This is a genomic window from Thauera sp. K11, assembly GCF_002354895.1.
Taxonomy (GTDB): Bacteria; Pseudomonadota; Gammaproteobacteria; order Burkholderiales; family Rhodocyclaceae; genus Thauera; species Thauera sinica.
In genome coordinates, this window is record NZ_CP023439.1 from 221099 (window position 1) to 236888 (window position 15790).

The 15790-nt window shown below is 64.7% G+C and carries 15 protein-coding genes and 1 pseudogene; 2 read left to right on the top strand and 14 right to left on the bottom strand.

The annotated features are described in order from the left end of the window. Nucleotide 1: 1 nt before the first annotated feature. The 4 genes from CCZ27_RS01085 to CCZ27_RS01100 all read right to left on the bottom strand — a co-directional run bounded on the left by CCZ27_RS01085 (nucleotide 2) and on the right by CCZ27_RS01100 (nucleotide 1645). Nucleotides 2–367, bottom strand: coding sequence for a TIGR03745 family integrating conjugative element membrane protein (locus tag CCZ27_RS01085; RefSeq protein WP_096444971.1), 366 nt, complete (start codon nucleotides 365–367; stop codon nucleotides 2–4). 11 nt (nucleotides 368–378) lie between these two features. Then, nucleotides 379–612, bottom strand: a complete 234-nt coding sequence (locus CCZ27_RS01090) for a TIGR03758 family integrating conjugative element protein (protein ID WP_096444972.1) — start codon at nucleotides 610–612, stop codon at nucleotides 379–381. Continuing rightward, complete coding sequence (locus CCZ27_RS01095; RefSeq protein WP_443081530.1) at nucleotides 609–974, bottom strand: integrative conjugative element protein, RAQPRD family; 366 nt, start codon at nucleotides 972–974, stop codon at nucleotides 609–611. The genes CCZ27_RS01090 and CCZ27_RS01095 overlap by 4 nt, the downstream gene beginning before the upstream one ends. Nucleotides 975–1249: 275 nt before the next feature. Beyond that, nucleotides 1250–1645, bottom strand: a complete 396-nt coding sequence (locus CCZ27_RS01100; protein WP_096444973.1) for a MerR family transcriptional regulator — start codon at nucleotides 1643–1645, stop codon at nucleotides 1250–1252. A gap of 89 nt (nucleotides 1646–1734) precedes the next feature. On the opposite strand from CCZ27_RS01100, the gene CCZ27_RS23890 reads away from it, so the two are divergent. Beyond that, nucleotides 1735–3348, top strand: coding sequence for an alpha/beta fold hydrolase (locus CCZ27_RS23890; RefSeq protein ID WP_198363234.1), 1614 nt, complete (start codon nucleotides 1735–1737; stop codon nucleotides 3346–3348). A 55-nt stretch (nucleotides 3349–3403) separates the two neighbouring features. Here the strand turns inward: CCZ27_RS23890 and CCZ27_RS01115 are convergent, their stop codons facing one another. The 9 genes and pseudogenes from CCZ27_RS01115 to CCZ27_RS01155 form a co-directional block, all read right to left on the bottom strand. Continuing rightward, complete coding sequence (locus CCZ27_RS01115; protein WP_096444974.1) at nucleotides 3404–4153, bottom strand: TIGR03747 family integrating conjugative element membrane protein; 750 nt, start codon at nucleotides 4151–4153, stop codon at nucleotides 3404–3406. Continuing rightward, on the bottom strand, nucleotides 4150–6318 hold the full coding sequence (gene traD / locus CCZ27_RS01120) for a type IV conjugative transfer system coupling protein TraD (RefSeq protein WP_096444975.1): 2169 nt from the start codon (nucleotides 6316–6318) through the stop codon (nucleotides 4150–4152). The genes CCZ27_RS01115 and traD overlap by 4 nt, the downstream gene beginning before the upstream one ends. Nucleotides 6319–6328: 10 nt before the next feature. After that, nucleotides 6329–6865, bottom strand: coding sequence for an integrating conjugative element protein (locus tag CCZ27_RS01125; protein ID WP_096444976.1), 537 nt, complete (start codon nucleotides 6863–6865; stop codon nucleotides 6329–6331). Further along, nucleotides 6862–7440, bottom strand: coding sequence for a transglycosylase SLT domain-containing protein (locus CCZ27_RS01130; RefSeq protein WP_096444977.1), 579 nt, complete (start codon nucleotides 7438–7440; stop codon nucleotides 6862–6864). The genes CCZ27_RS01125 and CCZ27_RS01130 overlap by 4 nt, the downstream gene beginning before the upstream one ends. Further along, nucleotides 7422–8150, bottom strand: coding sequence for a TIGR03759 family integrating conjugative element protein (locus CCZ27_RS01135; RefSeq protein ID WP_096444978.1), 729 nt, complete (start codon nucleotides 8148–8150; stop codon nucleotides 7422–7424). The genes CCZ27_RS01130 and CCZ27_RS01135 overlap by 19 nt, the downstream gene beginning before the upstream one ends. Nucleotides 8151–8159: 9 nt before the next feature. Next, nucleotides 8160–8810, bottom strand: coding sequence for a hypothetical protein (locus tag CCZ27_RS01140; RefSeq protein WP_096444979.1), 651 nt, complete (start codon nucleotides 8808–8810; stop codon nucleotides 8160–8162). Nucleotides 8811–8973: 163 nt separating this feature from the next. After that, nucleotides 8974–9375, bottom strand: a pseudogene (gene pilL2, locus CCZ27_RS01145) (PFGI-1 class ICE element type IV pilus protein PilL2); the annotation flags it as partial. Nucleotides 9376–10082: 707 nt separating this feature from the next. Then, nucleotides 10083–11105 (bottom strand): hypothetical protein, encoded by a 1023-nt coding sequence (locus CCZ27_RS01150; protein ID WP_157748401.1) that lies wholly within the window; start codon nucleotides 11103–11105, stop codon nucleotides 10083–10085. A gap of 184 nt (nucleotides 11106–11289) precedes the next feature. Beyond that, complete coding sequence (locus CCZ27_RS01155; RefSeq protein ID WP_157748402.1) at nucleotides 11290–13779, bottom strand: P-loop NTPase family protein; 2490 nt, start codon at nucleotides 13777–13779, stop codon at nucleotides 11290–11292. Between the two features lie 680 nt (nucleotides 13780–14459). Between CCZ27_RS01155 and CCZ27_RS01160 the strand changes: the two genes are divergently transcribed. Continuing rightward, the gene (locus tag CCZ27_RS01160) at nucleotides 14460–14879 is read left to right on the top strand and encodes an H-NS histone family protein (RefSeq protein ID WP_096444982.1); all 420 of its coding nucleotides are present in this window, start codon (nucleotides 14460–14462) and stop codon (nucleotides 14877–14879) included. A gap of 236 nt (nucleotides 14880–15115) precedes the next feature. On the opposite strand, the gene CCZ27_RS01165 is transcribed toward CCZ27_RS01160, so the two are convergent. Continuing rightward, nucleotides 15116–15760, bottom strand: a complete 645-nt coding sequence (locus CCZ27_RS01165) for a glutathione S-transferase family protein (protein ID WP_096444983.1) — start codon at nucleotides 15758–15760, stop codon at nucleotides 15116–15118. Nucleotides 15761–15790: the final 30 nt, after the last annotated feature.

The following is a 15790-nucleotide window of genomic DNA, read 5'->3' on the forward strand; positions in this document are numbered from 1 at the left end:
GTCAGAGAATGCCAGTGGCTTCGGTGAGCAGCCAGATGCCCACGACCAGCAGGACGGCGCCGACGGCCACGGTCAATCCAAACTGACCCCAGGTAGCACGGCCGGTGTGGATCTCGGCATAGCGCGTGTAGGCGTGGTAGCACACGCCGACGAACATCGAGGCGACCACCAGCAGGGCGATCAGGAGCACGATGTCGTAGCCGTAGTTGCGCAGCGTTTCCATGATGCCGCTGCCGGTGCCGCGGGAAGGGTTCTCGAGGGTGGGCAGCCCCTGGGCGTGGGCGAGCGGCGCCAGTGCGGCGAGTGTGGGCAGGGCGGCCAGATGCACGGGGCGGGGAGGGCGGAAGAAGCGGGCAGCGCAATGCATGATGACGACCTCTACGAGAGCAGGAAGAAAGTCAGCACCAGGTACAGGGCAGCGAAGCGCACCACGACCCCGAGGAACTGACGTTGGGAAAGCTGGTGCTCCGCCCAGCCGACATAGGCGGTGCGCATCGCCCACACGCCCCACACCAGCAGGACGGCGAACACGGCCCCGATCAGCACGACCGACACGGCGGCAGGGGTGAAGCCGCCGTTGGCCTGGAAGGCGACGGTCTGGGCGGCGTTCATGGGGCGTCCTCCGGTGCGGCGACCGGGGTAACGGGCTGGCGGTAGTCGCCGAGCAGCACGGCGGGGTCGCGTGGCTGGGCGCGTGCGGGTGTCAGGTAGTCGCGGATGCCGGACCGGACACGCTGGACGTCCTCGTGCAGGCGTGCGTAGTCGAAGTAGTAGCGGGCACGTTGTTGGGGGGCGATGCTAGCGGCGTGCTCGGTCAGTCGCTCGATCAGATCGAGTTGGCGAACCAGGGCCGCAAGCTGTTCACGCTCGATGGCGTCGGCTGCGGTGGCAGGCTGCCAGACCGAGAGCGCGACCACAAGCAGCGCCATCCAATGGCGCTGCCCACAAGCGTGACAGCTGATCTGGAACATCATGCCGATCCTCGTTGTGACGAATGGCAAGATGCTGCGGTAATGTCGTCACCGATACCTCAATCAAAGGGAACGACAAGATCACCGGATTGTTGGACGGTACGTCCGGAACGATTGAGGAGGGTGATCGCCTACAAGCCTTTCCAGGGCACAGGAAATGCCGGGTCGGCATCTACGCCGAGTTCAATCAGCCTTGCGCGTTTCACTGGCCGCTCGTTGTCGGATCGGCAGATCGAATCCGTTGCCGATGACGTAGAGCGTGCGACGACTTCGCCAGGTCATGGGGATTCGCTCCGTGATCCAGTGCGGAAATCAGGGGGCGTTGCGGTTTTCAGTCCATCCAGGTAGCTCGCCACGATGCGCCTGCTTTCGGTCAGGTCGCGCAGTTTCTCGTCCAGTTTCTCGACCTCCTGCCGCAGCGCATCCCGGACTTCCTGGCAGGGCTCGAATGCGGGTTGATCGCCCCGCATGCACGGCAGCAGTACCCGGATGGTGTCGAGTTTCAGGCCGGAAGCACTGAGCAGGCGGATGCGGTGCGCGGCCTGGACCTCGGCTTCACCGTAGTCGCGATATCCTGAATCGGTGCGGGCCGGCTGCAGCAGGCCCTCCTGTTCGTAGTAGCGCAGCATTCGCTCGCTGACGCCAGTACGGCGTGCCAGCTCTCCGATCCGCATGACGAAGGACTCCTGCTTTTTCTCTTGACCTTGACAGTGTTGTCAGAGTTTAGCCTCGCGCCATGGTTCAACAAGACGAGGTGACGAACATGGCAGTCGTGGAAGTCGATGGTGCACGTGTCTCCTTTCAGGTGGACGGGCAGGGCCCGGGCCTGGTGCTGGTGCATGGCACCGGAGGAGATGCGCAGAGCAACTGGGGACACCTGGTCGAGCGGTTCGCATCGCGCTGGACGGTGGTCCGCCCCGACTATGCGGGCTCGGGAGAAACCGCGGACCAGGGTGGTGCGCTTTCAGTCGCCAGCCTCGCCGCACAGGTCGTGGGGGCAGCCCGTGCCGCAGGGGCGGTGCCGTTCGATCTGGTCGGCTTTTCGCTGGGCGCATCGGTGGCCGCGTACATCGCGGCCGAATATCCGGACGAGGTGCGCTCGCTGGTGCTGCTGGCGGGCTTTGCTGCCGGCGAGGATACCCGATTCAAACTGGAACTTGGCCTGTGGCGCGATCTGATCCGGAATGACCGTCACGCATTGGCCCGCTTGCTCCTGTTGACCGGCTTCAGCCCGGATTTCCTCGCCGGCCTGAGTATGGAGCAGATCGAGGAGAACATCGAGGCCATCGTCACCGGCAGCCAGTGGGAAGGCATGGTCCGGCAGGTGGAACTGGACTTGACGCTCGATGTGCGCGAGCAGGTCCAACGCATCGCCAAACCCACGCTGGTCATTGGCTGCACGTACGACCATATGGTGCCGCCGGCCCATGCGCGCGCATTGGCGGCAGCGATTCCCGGTGCGCGCTATGCGGAACTGGACAGCGGGCACCTGGCGCCGCTGGAGCGGCCGGATGAACTGGTGCGCTTGGTGAGGGGGTTTCTCGAAACGGGAAGTGCGGCAACGACGGATGCTTCACCCACGTTCATGACGCTGCGCAACGCACGGCCGGCAACGGCCGAGGAACTTGGCCCCCTGGCCTTTGCAGGCTACGCCCATTTCACTGCGATGCAGGTGCGCAACGGCGGGGTGCGCGGACTCGACCTCCACTTGGCACGCTTGCGGCAGGCCTCCTTGAAGCTGTTCGGCCAGGCGCTGCCGGATGAGCAGATCCGTGCTTCACTGAAGGCCGCAGTTCAGGCCGGTCCTGCCGACTTTTCACTGGTTGCCACGGTGTATTCGCCTGCCGGCGAGTTCATCGTGGCCGGACCGGAGGCCGTGCCCGAACTGCTGATTCGCACAGGCCCGGCGTCGTCCGGCCCGGCAGGGCCGCTCGGCCTCGCGACCTTCGAGCATGAACGGACCTTGGCCGAGGTAAAGCATGTCGGTGAGATCGCCAAGACCTGGTTTCTGCGTCGAGCCGTCGAACGGGGTTTCGACGATGCGGTCTTCGTGGACCGGCGAGGCCGGCTCAGCGAGGCGACGATCTGGAACCTCGCATTCTGGGACGGCACCTCGGTGGTGTGGCCCAGAGCTGACATGCTGGCCGGCATCACGATGACCATCCTCCGCCGGCAACTGGAACGCTTGGGCGTGCCGCAGCGGGAACAGGAGGTGACGGTGGCCGATCTGCCGGAACTGGCCGGAGCCGTGGTCATGAATTCGTGGACGCCGGGCGTGGCGGTGCATCGGATTGATGCCGTGACATTGCCGGAGGCATCGTCCTTCGTGGAGTTGTTGCACACTGCCTACTTGGCCGAGCCATTGGTTGCACCGTGACAGCAGGCCAGAGCGCTGTGCTGAATTGCCTGGGCGTTAAAGGCGTGCCGCGCTATCACAGGTACTTCTTGAACGTTGCCGCTGCGATGCACACCGTCACGCCGAGCAGCACCGCGCTGGGCAGCAGGATCAACATGGGATGCACGGAAACCGGCAGCATGAGGTAGGTGATCCAGGGCAGAACCACCAGCGGCATCAGCGCGGCTTTCGCGCGGTGGTAGATGAAGCCGGATTCGCGGCCCGCGCCGAATTTGCGGATATCGCGCCGCACCAGGCCATCGATGAAACCGACGAAGGCCGCCATTGCGAACAGCGGTAAGGTCAGCACCAGCACGAGCAGCCGGACGATGAAGGTCAGCACCGTGAACGCCGCGGCGATCAGGTAGTTCTCGCTCCACAGGTAGGCCCGGCTCAGGTAGTGGCGGAAATCCCGTGCAGCGCCCTGGCTAGGCGCACGGGCGCGTGCCGATGTGTTGCCCATCCAGTCGAGCAGGCCGGTGTTTACGAAGATCCATTCATAGGCGGTTTCGACCAGCCGGTGCGCCGTGCGGCCCGGTTCCTGCACCACCGCACTGCGCGTGAAATGGTGTGACAGCTGATCCAGTTCGTACTGGAGCATGCCCTGGGCGTGGCGCCAGCCCTGCTCGGGCCACCACAGATGCATGCCGATACACTCGATGACGATGGACAGCAGCAGCGACCCGACCAGCACCCCGACCAGGCGCAGCGGCAGGGTGACGGCGCCGGCAATCAGGCCTTGCCGGCGGACCTGCTGGCGCTCGGCGGTGGTGGCCGGGTCTTTCATTGGCGCATCTCGCCGCCGGCCGTTTCCGTGTCGGCCAAGTGGATGCCTTCGAGCAGATCGTCCGGCAGCGGCGCGTCCTGCAGGTCGGGCGGGCTGTGGCCTGTCCACCAGTCGCCGCTCTCGGTGTAGTGCTGGCGCATGTAGCCGGCGAGCTGGCGCAGATCCTCGGGCATGACTTCGTCCGGATCGGGCGCGGGCAGCGGCATGCGGACTTTCCAGAGCTGGCCGCCATGCAGCAGCGCGAACGCCTGGCCCTTGGGCAGCCCGACCACGTGCGCGGGCTCGATCAGCGGCACGCTCGATGTGCTGACGCGATCCTGTGTATTGCTGGTGAAATCGGTCGGGCCATGGATGTCGGAGCTGTCGGTGGCGCCGCTCACCAGCGTGGTCGTGTAGACCTCGACCTTGGGCAGTTGCCGCGTCAGCAGTTCGGCGGTGGCCGTCTCGCGCACGCGCAGCATGATCAGATTATTGAAGTTGCCGATGACCTGGCCGGCCTTGGCCCGGCTGCCGATGCGTGCCTCGATGTCCGAGAGGGTCTGCGTGTAGGCCGTCACTTGCAGCCCGGCGCCACCGCCCTTGTTCACGAGCGGAATGAATTCGTCGCCCATGAGTTCGTTGAATTCGTCGGCGTGCACATTGATCGGCACCTTGAGGCCGGGTGATGCGCCTGGCAGGCCGTCGTCGATGCCGAACTTGTAGATATGCCCGGCGACCGACACGAGGTCCGCGAACATGGAATTGCCCACGGCTGCGGCGACCTCTGCATCCGACAGCGCATCGAGGCCGACATAGACGATCGCCCGCTTCCGGACGATCTGCATCCAGTCGAAGATCGGCCGCGCATCGTCGAGATCGGCATAGTCCGGTGCCAGCAGTTGGGCGATCTTGCCGGTGGTGAGCTTCTCGAGCAGGGGCAAGAGGCTGGCGACGATCTTGTCGAAGTAGGTGCGGTCGTACCGCACCGCAGACCGGAGCCCGTCCAGCACCGGGTCGTAGAACCGGGTTTGGGACAGGTATTGCTCGATCGCCACGACGCGCTTCTCGCGTCCGACCATGTGGCGGGGGATGGTCCTGTCGTTCAGGCGCCCTTCGAGCTGGACGATGATGTCCCACGCCTTCGGCTCGGTACGGGCGAAGAAATGCGCGGCGTACTCGATGAAGAGGGCGTCGATGTTGACCACGTGGCGCTGGATCAGCAGGTAGTCCGGGCGCTGTCCCAGTTCCACCAGAGCGCGGGCGATGATGTTGACGAAGCGCCAGGCGAACTCGCGGAAGGCTGCCGAATTGCCTTCGCCGGAAAGCTGCCCGGCGATGCGTGTGGCGACTTCGCTGATCCGCCCGAACCGGCCCACGGCGTTGTAGCGCGCACTGAGGTCCGGCCAGCCCAAGTGGAAGACGTAGAACTCGCCGTCGCGCCCGGCGCGCTTGGCCTCGACGTACATGCGCTTCAGGAGGTCGGCGTCGCCCTTCGGGTCGAAGACGATCACCACCTCGTGTTCGCCGGCTGCGTTCTTGCGCCGGATGTCCTGGGTGATGAACAACTCGGCCAGGCGCGTCTTGCCGACGCGGGTCGTCCCCATGACGAGGCTGTGCCCGACGCGCTCGGCAAGCGGCAGCGTGACGTCGATCTCGTGGGGCTCGATGCCGTGCAGCCGCGGCAGGCCGCCGAGCGGCGGCAAGGGCCGCACCGGATTGAGCGGGTGGTCCCAGGCGATGAGCCGCGCCAGCCTCGATAGCGGAAAGGGAGCGAACTCCAGCCGTTCTTCCAGCCGGCGGGCGAGCCGGTAGGCCGGCGCGGGCTCGACGTAGCGGCGGAACTCGGGCCGGTAGGTCTGCACCAGCCGGTGCGTGTGGCGCTGATCCCACAGAAAGCCGCGGCCGACGAAGAGCCGCTGCTGGCTGACCGGCACCTGGCGGCTGGTCATGACGTAGCGCGGCAGCCGGCGCAGGTTGCGCCGGTAGCGCAGGATCACCCAGGCTTCGCGCAGCCGGATCGCGCCGAAGGCGAGGAAGGCCAGCGCGCTGCCAAAGCCCAGCAGCGGGTTCAGCGCGAGCGACCACGGTGCCACCATGCACAGCAGCGCGGCGCCGGCGCACGTTGCCACGGTGTAAAGCTCCACCGCGGGACGCAGCAGGACCTCGATGGTATGGGGCTGGGCCATCGCCGGGGCGTCACTGCTCGATGCCCGTGGCGGTCACCAGCGCTGGGTAGTGCCGCAGGCCCAGGCGCCCGACCAGGTCGTCGCCCGGCACGGGCGTCAGGGGCAGGCCGGGCGCTAGAGTGCGCAGCGCGGCCAGCGCCTCGGCCGACTCCACGTTCACCACCAGGCCCACGGCGCCCAGATCACGCAGGATCGGCGCGCGCAGGCGCAGCCAGGCGTGGGAGTGATTGTCGTCGCCGACGACAAAGAAGGGCGTAAGCCCGGGGGCTTCGATCGCGCGGCGTGGCACGGTGCCCGGCGACAGGCGTGCCGAGCGCACCGGCAGCATGTCGGCTTCGCTGAAGCGCCCAGCGGGTGGCTGGGGAATGTCGAGCCGAGGCGGTGCCTGCCCCCTGTGCGGCTGCAGATCCAGGGCCTCGTAATACGGTAGGGCGGACACGCCGCCACGGTCCTCGACCACGATCAGCGGATCAGACTGCGCAAAGACCGGCGGCAGCACCCACGGTGCGACGGCAAGTGCAGCAGCAATGACGGAAAAGTGTTTCATGGCAGGTCCCTCCGGGCGGTGGTGTCCAGCCGGGGGATGCCGAGCACGCGTGCCAGGTGCTGGTCGACGCGGTGGCGATAGCGCGCGGCCGGAGCGCCGCCGGCGGGGCGGTGGTAGCGGCCGATCGCCAGCAGCCAGTCTTCGCCGGGGGTGTGCTGCTCGTGCAGGATCTCGGCGGCGATCGCCAGATTCCGGTAGGGATCGAGCAGGTCGCAGGAGTGGCGGTAGCGCTGCTTCTGGTAGCCCAGGTTGATCTGGCCGAGGCCGGCGTCGATGCGGGTGGGCGGCACGTCGCGCAGGGCCTGGTGCAGGCCAGCGCAGGCTTCGGCGCGGGTGGCGTAGCGGCGGCTGGCGCCGGCCACGTTCAGCGACCAAGGCCAGGGCACCAGGCGGCCGTTTAACTGGACGCCGCTTTCTTGCAGGGCGACCGCATAGAGTACGGTCGCGGGAATGCCGGCGCGCTGCGCGGCGAGCTGGTAGGCCGGCGGCGGAATCTCCTGGGCCAGGGCGCCGCCGGCCAACCAGCCGCCTACCAGGAGTGCGGCACCGCGCCGGCCTACGGCTGCCGCTGCCATTGGCCGTTCACCTCGCGCACCACGGCCGGCAGGTCGCCGGGCAGGCCGAGCGAGAGCCAGCGCCCGGCATCGTGGTTGAGCGTGATCGTGCGGGCCTGCACCCTGGCAGGGTCGATGCCGATGCGCCGGGCCCAGGCGCGGAGGCGCGCATCGTCGGCACGGCTGCCGACCAGGTAGAGGTCGAATGCGCCGCCGTCCGCCTGGAGCCGGCGGACGAGCGCGTCGCAAGCAGGGCAGTCGTCCTTCACGAAGACGGCAGCCCGGGAGGGCGGCGTACTCATGGCGGGCGTGGCGGCCGCGCCGGCTCCCGGCAGCGTGACACGCTGCAGGCCGGGGTGGAGTCGCTGCCAGGCGTCGTCGTAGGCGCGTTGGTAGGCGAGCAACTTCTCGACGCGGGCCGCTTCGGCCTGCACCTGCAATTCGGCGTAGCGGCGCCGCTCCTCGTCGGTGCGCGCCTCGATGCCGAGCGCCGTGAGCGGGTCGAGGTTGGGCGAATAGACGCCGAGCGGCCCGCGCATCAGTTCCCGGTAGCGGGTCCATTCTTCGGCGCGCAGCCCCCAGTCGCGAGCCTGCTGCGCGTCGCTGTGCTCGATGGCGATGGGCTGTTCACGGCCGGGAACAGTGGCTGAGGTGCGGGTGTCCGCGGCCTGGGCGAGGCCGCCGGTCAGCAGGGCGGAGATCAGCAGGCGCGTGATGTCGCGGCGGAGCATGACCCGCTCCTACCGTGCAGGAACGGCCAGGCGGCGGACCGCGTCGCTATGCCGGAACACGGCGGCGTTCCCCTCGATGGCATCGAGGCGCCAGCCGGCTTCCGCTTCGCCGGGGCGCAGCAGCCGGACCTGCGAAAGCGCGCCCGCATCGGCCGGCAGGATCGACAGGAAGCGCTCGTCGGCGCGCAGTTCGGCACCGATCACCCGGAACGGCGGTTCGATCACCTGGGGCTTGGGGGGAGTGGGCGGGCGTGGGCGTACAGCCGCTGGTGTCGCCGAACGGCCAGTGTCGGGCCGTGCTTCCAGTTGCTCGATGCGGGCCCGCAGGGACAGCAGGCTTTCCGCCGTCGGACGCTCGCCGAGCGCCTGTTCGAGCGCGTCCAGCCGCCGATCCAGCGCCTGGCGTTCGGACTCGTAGCGCGCCAGGGGTAGGGCGGCCGGCTGCCGTTCACCTTGTTCGACGTGGTGGGCGAGTTCGGCCAGCCGTCCTTCCAGCACGGCAATCCGCATGTCCCGCTCGTTGTCGGCGTCCCGGTCGAGATTCGACACGGCCACGTGGTTGATGACGGCGGCCGCACTGATGAGCAGCAGCCAGGCGGCAGCCGCCACGCGCAGCAGCGGGACGTGCCGGTGTTGGGTGGTGCCCGAAATGTCGCTCATGGTTGTTCCTCCTGCAGGTGCGGCAGGGGCTCGATCCGGACGCCGGCAGGTGGAACGGGGAAATTCTGCGCCGCCGGTTCGGCGGGGGATCCGCGGCCTGGCTGAAGCACACCCGGCGCGCGCCGTCATCGACGTGCAGATCCCAGGCGGGGCCGACCAGCGTCAGCAGGGCGTCGCGCAGCAACAGCGGGCCGAGGTGGTAATGCGCCACCGGCAGCGGAAGGGCGTTCAGCGCCTCGGTGTCGGGCCCGTCGCAGAGCCGGTAGCCCGAGCGGCGCAGCACGTGGCGCAGTGCGTTGCCGACGCTGGCGTGCAGCGTGTCGGGGATGGAGACGTCGATCACCTGCAACAGCAGGTCGTGCTGGGCGGCCGTCGGGGCGAGCTCGACCAGCGTGTAGCGGCTGTAGCGGACGACCGGAACGTACTCCCGCGCTTGTACTGCTGGGGTCTCGTTTGCAACAGGTAGGGGTGGGGGCGGCAGAGGCGTCGCGCAGCCGGCCGTCAGGGTGCTCAGCAGCAGGACGCTGCAGATCGCGCGGCAGCGGTAGAGAAAGGCGAATGGCATGGATCGGCGCTCGGGGATGTCGAGCCGATACCATCGCCATCCTGCGAGGCCGCATCAGCAAACAATGGGAAGCGGCGGCTTGCCGATTTCTGAAGGGCCGGGCAGCCTGTTGGTCAGAAAAGCGTCACGGCAACCGGGGGCCTGAACGTCGGGGGACGGCGGACTTATCTACAGGGTCATCCACAGATTTTGTGGATAAGTGATGTGGGGGGGGGGGGGAGAGTGACTCCTTCGATACAGGTGTTCCTGACCACTAAATTCAACTGGGTCGAGAACTGGACGCTTCGTGAGAACGGCGGCCTTAGTAACCGTTTCCACGTGCTCATTGGAGAACGAGGCGAGCAGCTATCGATGGATGGGAGTCAGATGTTCGGCCGGAGCTGCCGTTCGATGTTTGGCACCCGCGCTACCGCTACCGACCCGATAGCGGCCCTTCGAGTTTCGGTAAGCAGCGTCTGCCTTGCAATGGTTGCTACCGGTGTCGGTTGGCAAGCGAATTAACGCTGACTGCACTAAGTATTCTTCAGGCCCAATACGGGCGTCCGTCGAGCATCTCGTCCTACCAAAGTGCTGCCTCCCAACGAAATGAATCTCGCGGGCCGAACAAAAGTTGGTCGCGCACATCTCTTACAACTGTTCGGGATTGAACGTTCTGTGAATTTACAGCTGGACTGTGTGCATGAGACTGCGCTGCGCTGGAGCGAGTTCTAGATCTGAGCCTCAGCAGGCTCAACCAGCCTCGCCGTTGCAAGCGAGATGTCCACTTCCGTAATAGCTTGTAATAATTGCCCTAGAACCTGCCAAGCTGGGCCAGTCTCGCCAACCAACACCCGCGATGCTTCCGCGGCCAGGCTGAGTTCACCGGCCAATACCGCATCGACGAACTGGTTTACAGCGCCCGTCACCTCAGCCGAAACCTGGAGGGCCTGAAAGGTGGCTCTGCTCTGCTCAAGCGCGCTGAGAAGCTGGTCGTAGGTGGCCTGTTCGACGGGCGTGCGGCCACCCTTACTAGCCCAATAGGTTCGGATGCCATCGAGTTCCACCAACGGATTGGTGATGGCTGTCAACGCAGCGACGTTGATGAGGGGCAGCGGCTGCACGCCCGCCACGGTGCACCACTTGTCAGCCTCGTTCCGGACTACATTCAGTGTGTCTAGTCCGGCGACAGCGAACGAGGTCAACCCGTATCCCTCGACAACTGGCAGGACGCAAATCCTCCGACCGCCCTCAACCACAGCGCGCCAGGTAGCCCAGCTCGTCGCCAAATCCACCGAGCTCTCGATGGGCACTGTCATCAACACGTCGGCTGGTGGCCAAATAACAGGGACCGCTGCATCGCGTAGAAGGAACAGGCTGCAGCCGTTCTCGTCGGAACAGAACTGCGCCCGCAGGTTTGACTCGAGCTCTGCGAGCTGAGCATCGTGAAACTGGCGAACCGCTCGGCACGCCGTGTCAAACGCGCAGCCCTTCTTCGCTCTAGGATTTCGGTGGGTTGTAAATGGCGACTGCTGGCGGATCGATGCTTCGCCTGCCAGGGCTCGGAGCCCCTCAAGGATGCGAGACAGCTCCCCGAGTTCTTTCGGTGGCTCCGAAGTGAACAACTCCCACGGTTCCTCGATCTCCGCGTTCTTGACGTGGCCCAAGAGGTCGTCTACCCAGCCTATGTATGCAGAGGCGCCTTCAGGTAGCCGGATGAACCGACGGACGACGTCTGCGGAGCAGTCGAACAACAACGACTGCAGTTTCGATGACCGCCGCAACTCCGCTCCATCAGACTGAACCTCTGGAGGCGGTACTAGCGCGCGCGATGCGTCGTTCACTCTCCCCAAGGCCGTGAGCGCTTCTCCATCTGGAGGGCCCCGAAGTACCGAATCCAAAAGAACCTTCAAATTTTTGTTGACCACTCGTAAGTGCTCAAGACACTGCGATAGGTAGGCCGTGCTGCTGTCCGTAGTCAACTGAGTATTGAGAGCCAGCATCCACCCTCGATTTCTGCTGACGACCGCTGGTCCGGGCAAGTTGTCGCGCTGGATGCGCTTTTGTACAAGCGGGTACTCGACAGTCATCATCTGAACGACCATCCGCGCCCAAGGCATCGCTCGCGACCACGTCCGCTGAGGGTGCCACGGCAAGGAGTATTTCGCAGACACGCACCACCGCATTATTGGCATCCGCGCTCATCGCGGCGGTAATACACCAGACATTCGCGCGGACCTCGACGCCTTCCTCGCATGGCGTCAGTGTTGGCGTCGACACCCATGACACGCAGTCAACGAACCTCTGAAATAGGGCTTCCTGCCCCGCCCTGCTGACCCACTCGACGGCGACTGTGCGGCTGAGGGCGCGGGCCACCCTAAGCAGCGCCACGAGGTCGTCGAAGTCAGTGTCCTGCATTGGAGGGTTGAGCCGCGAGAACTCATCCAAGATGATGGATCCCGGAAGCACTTGTCCGCTGAGCGAAGCCAGCACTTGGGTGAGCTCGCGCAGGTCTCCAGCCGCATCAGCAACCCTCCTCATCCCTCTAGGGCCGAGGAGGGCAATGCACCTCTGAGCCAAACTGTTGGGAGCCGCCGCGGCTCTCAGCTCTCCGATGCGTCGGCACGCTGGTCCAAACTGGACTTCTTGTCCAATTTCGGGCAGTTCGACACCCGTCAATCCCAGCATCCCTGCCAGCCCGCGATGCGCCTTTGGTACGGCTTGAGCTTCAGGCGTCGCAAGCCACTCTCGCACCACGCGATGTGCATGGGCGAGGTCAAGGCCTTTCATGACCGCAGCGAACACGGATGCACTGGGTTCGGCTTGAATGCGCTGAACAAGTACGCCGAGCACCGCGTCATCACAGCTCACATGCGCCGACAGGGTCCTCTCCAAGAACCGCGCAAGTTCGCTTGCCGGCACGACGCGGACCGCTGCTGCGGCTGTAGCGGATAACACCGGGGGTGGAAACTCGTGCGTGAGCCTCAAGATTTCAGCGGAGCGCAGTTCGTGGAGTCCGACGATGCGGCCGTCGCCGGTGCCGTTGACCAGATGCTCATCCATGAGACGACTCAACGCCATGGATACCGTTGAATTCGACTTTCCGAGCACTTCTGGGAGACGCGCGACCTCTGCACTGCAGCCGGCGGCGTTTGCGCAGGCCACCACGCGAAGAATGTCCAATTCGTCGTGCCGCCCGACGTCGTTCAGTCTGGCGGCGACCTGTTCGCTCAGCGTCTCTCTGAGGCGGCGGCCCCGCGTCAGAACGTGGGTGTACTCGAGCAGGTGTCCGTTCGACCTGCTCCACGGTTCCTTCCACCCTTGCCAATTCGTCTGACCACGCTGGCGAAGCTCGCTCCAGATTCGTTCAGCCAAAGCGGTATCGCTATCCACTCTAACCTGACGAGCGTGGCCCTTGTCCACAAGCGGATACCTGTCTTCCTCTCGCACTGAACCTAGTAGTAGCAGTCCAGGCGTTCTCCGGACCTCGGCCGCGAGTGCGGTCCACGCCTCAACGAGGCCGCGTCCAATGTCGTCGATGATAAATCCGACCGGAGCGTCGAGGGTCGCGCACCGGGAACGCGCAAGCTGCATGAGATTGCCCAATGCATCAGGCGGGAGCCTGCGTATTTGGAACCAGCGGACCGCATGTCGGCTGGCGTACGCAGCGTCCCACAGGATCGCAGACTTCCCTGAACCAGACGGACCGTGCACCAAAACGTTCCTGCGGTCGTTCAAACCGTCCATGACTGCGGCGCGCAGCTCAGGGCGTTCAACTACCAAACCAGCCGCTACGTGCGCAGGTTGTGTGTCCACGCCCATGTAAAAGAGCTGGTCATCGTTGGCAGTAAGGAAATCGACCGTTGCGCAAAGCCCGGTCGCCAGAGCCTCCTCGACTACAGCCGAAGTCAGTAGCGGCTGCAACGCATCGAAGCGCTGCTGAACATCAGAGACGCCGACTCCTAGGTAGTCAGTAGGCTTGCGCATACCGTTTGCGTCGGCCGCCGTACCGACGATACCGAGTAGGTCCGCAAAGTAGACGTCGGCTTCCTGTTGGGTACAGCCGAGAGCATTCGCTATATCAACCACCGCATCCGCGCGCGGGTTTGGGAGTACGAGCACTTGTGTCTTCGACACATCGGCCACTAGACCCTTCTTTCCCTTGAGTTTGCCAATGACATTGGGGTAGCCATTGAGTTCTCGGAGGCTGCTCTGCGAGCTGCTGCGCTCGTCAACGTCGCTTTCGAGGACGAGTAAGAAGCGGTCGGTGGGATTGCGGGTCTTGCTATCCCACATTTTCTTGATGAAATCTGCGACTACCTTCGCGCGGAACGGGCCCATGTGGTCGCGCCGCGACTTGACCTGACAGAGCACCCGGATCTGAGGCCCACGCAACTCCAGGTCATCACGGCCTTCAGGGATGACCATCCCATACGTATACCTGCCGACGAATCCCATTACCGCCAGATGAGCGGCGACGACGTCCTGGTATCTGAAACCTCTTCCCGCGTGGGACCCCGCCTTTGATGACATTTTCCCTCCCTGCTCATGGAATGGTTGCGCCGCTCCCGCGTTTTAGCCCAACTACAGGGCGTCTTCTCGCCGACGGCGAATCCAGAATAGGAGCTGCAATGCGGGCAACTCGTCAGGCTGGAATCTCCGCGACCCTGGGTCCATTCGTGCCAATGACAGAGAAGCGGTAGAACTTCACCACATCGCCAAGGTGACGGAACTTTTGCCGCGCCAGTTGAAGCAGCTTCTCGTCGCAGTTCAGCCTAGAGCGGTCGAGCAAGAAAAAAGCTGACCGGCTGCTCCTGGCCACAGCGGCAGTTACCGGAATGGTAACCTAATGGCAGATCCGGCCGAGAAGCAGATAGTCGTACCGTCTTTGACGACAGGCTGTATACGCTCGGTTCCGAGCAGCAGCATGTGATCATGTCGCTGAATCGATAGTCACGACGAAGCAGCTATGCTAACCACCACCGATCGGTTCCAGTGATAACGTGCGAGTGGAATAATATTGATTATTATAAGTATAGCCCATTTGACTTTCCGTCCCCCACCCCTATCATCCCCGCATTCGCCCCACCCAGGAGTGCCTGAATAGCATGGAACTTTCGACCCTGAATCTGTCCGATCTGCGCAAGCTCGCCGGCAGAATCGAGAAGGAAATCGAGAAGCGTGCGGCCAGTACCCGCGCGGGTCTGCTGAAAAAGCTGTCGAAGCTGGCCAAGGAGCACGGGGTATCACTGGACGATCTGGTCAGTGCCGCACCAACACCTGCTCTCATCGAACGCGCTCCGGTCGCGACCCAAAAGGCACCGCTGCCCGCTAAGTACGTCCACCCGAGCAACAAGAATCTGGCATGGTCGGGCCGGGGCCGCAAACCCGGCTGGATCGATGTCTGGCTCGCCAACGGCGGCACACTATCCGCACTGGAAGTCGCCGCGCAAAAGCTGGCCGGCAGGAAATCGTCGTTCAAGCCAACCCCGAAATCCGTCAAGCCGGTCACCCCCACCGCCAGCTGATCCGAAGCGGCGTGCAGGTCGCGAGGCGATCGGCAGGCGGCTGATCGTGCCGCGACCGAATGTTCCTGTTCATCGGTAGTTGTCGACAATTACCGATGTTATGAAACACCTTGGGTGGATTGGATTCGCCCCCCGGAAACCGGTACCAGGAGGACGCCGAGGTCTCCCTGACCCGCACCGAGAAACGGGACTGCAACGTGGCGCTGCCCCACGGTGTTCTGGAACTGTCCATAGCTTCAGTCGCGATCCGGCGCACCGAGCGGGAAGTTGCCCCGGTAAGGCCGCGCTTCGTCCACGGCGCGAGCAATGGACGGATGCGCCAGCAGTCGGGCACGGTAGGCCCGGAGCTTGGCGTACCCGAGCGGAATTTCATGAGCCCAATCAGCATAGAAAAGTGACGGCGCGGCGGCGCAATCGGCCAGCGTGAACGCCTCACCGGCAGCCCAGGCACGACCAGCGAGGCTGGTGTCGAGCCAGGCGTAGATCCTGTCCAGGACGCCACGCGCCTCTTTCACTCCGTAGGGATCTCGATCAGACGCTGGACGGAGCGGGTCCAAGGCGATCTTCTGCATTGGCGTCATGACGTAGTTGTCGAAGATGCGGTCAAGCATCCGAACCTCGACGCCCGCGTCGCCGTCCGGAATCAGGTGAACCGTGCCGGGGTAGTGAATCTGCAGATACTCGATGATCGTACTGCTCTCGAGAATCGTGCGCTCCTGATCCACGAGCGCAGGAAAGCGCCTGAGCGGCCAGAGGGAGGCGAGTTCGGCGTTTGCCGAGGGGTCTTGAAGGCTGCGGTACTCGAAGGGGGTCGCGTTCTCGTAGAGGGCGATCAGTACCTTCTGGCAATAGGACGAAAAGGGATGGGCGTATAGCTTCATCGATTTCTCTCCGTGGGTGTTTTGCCGCCG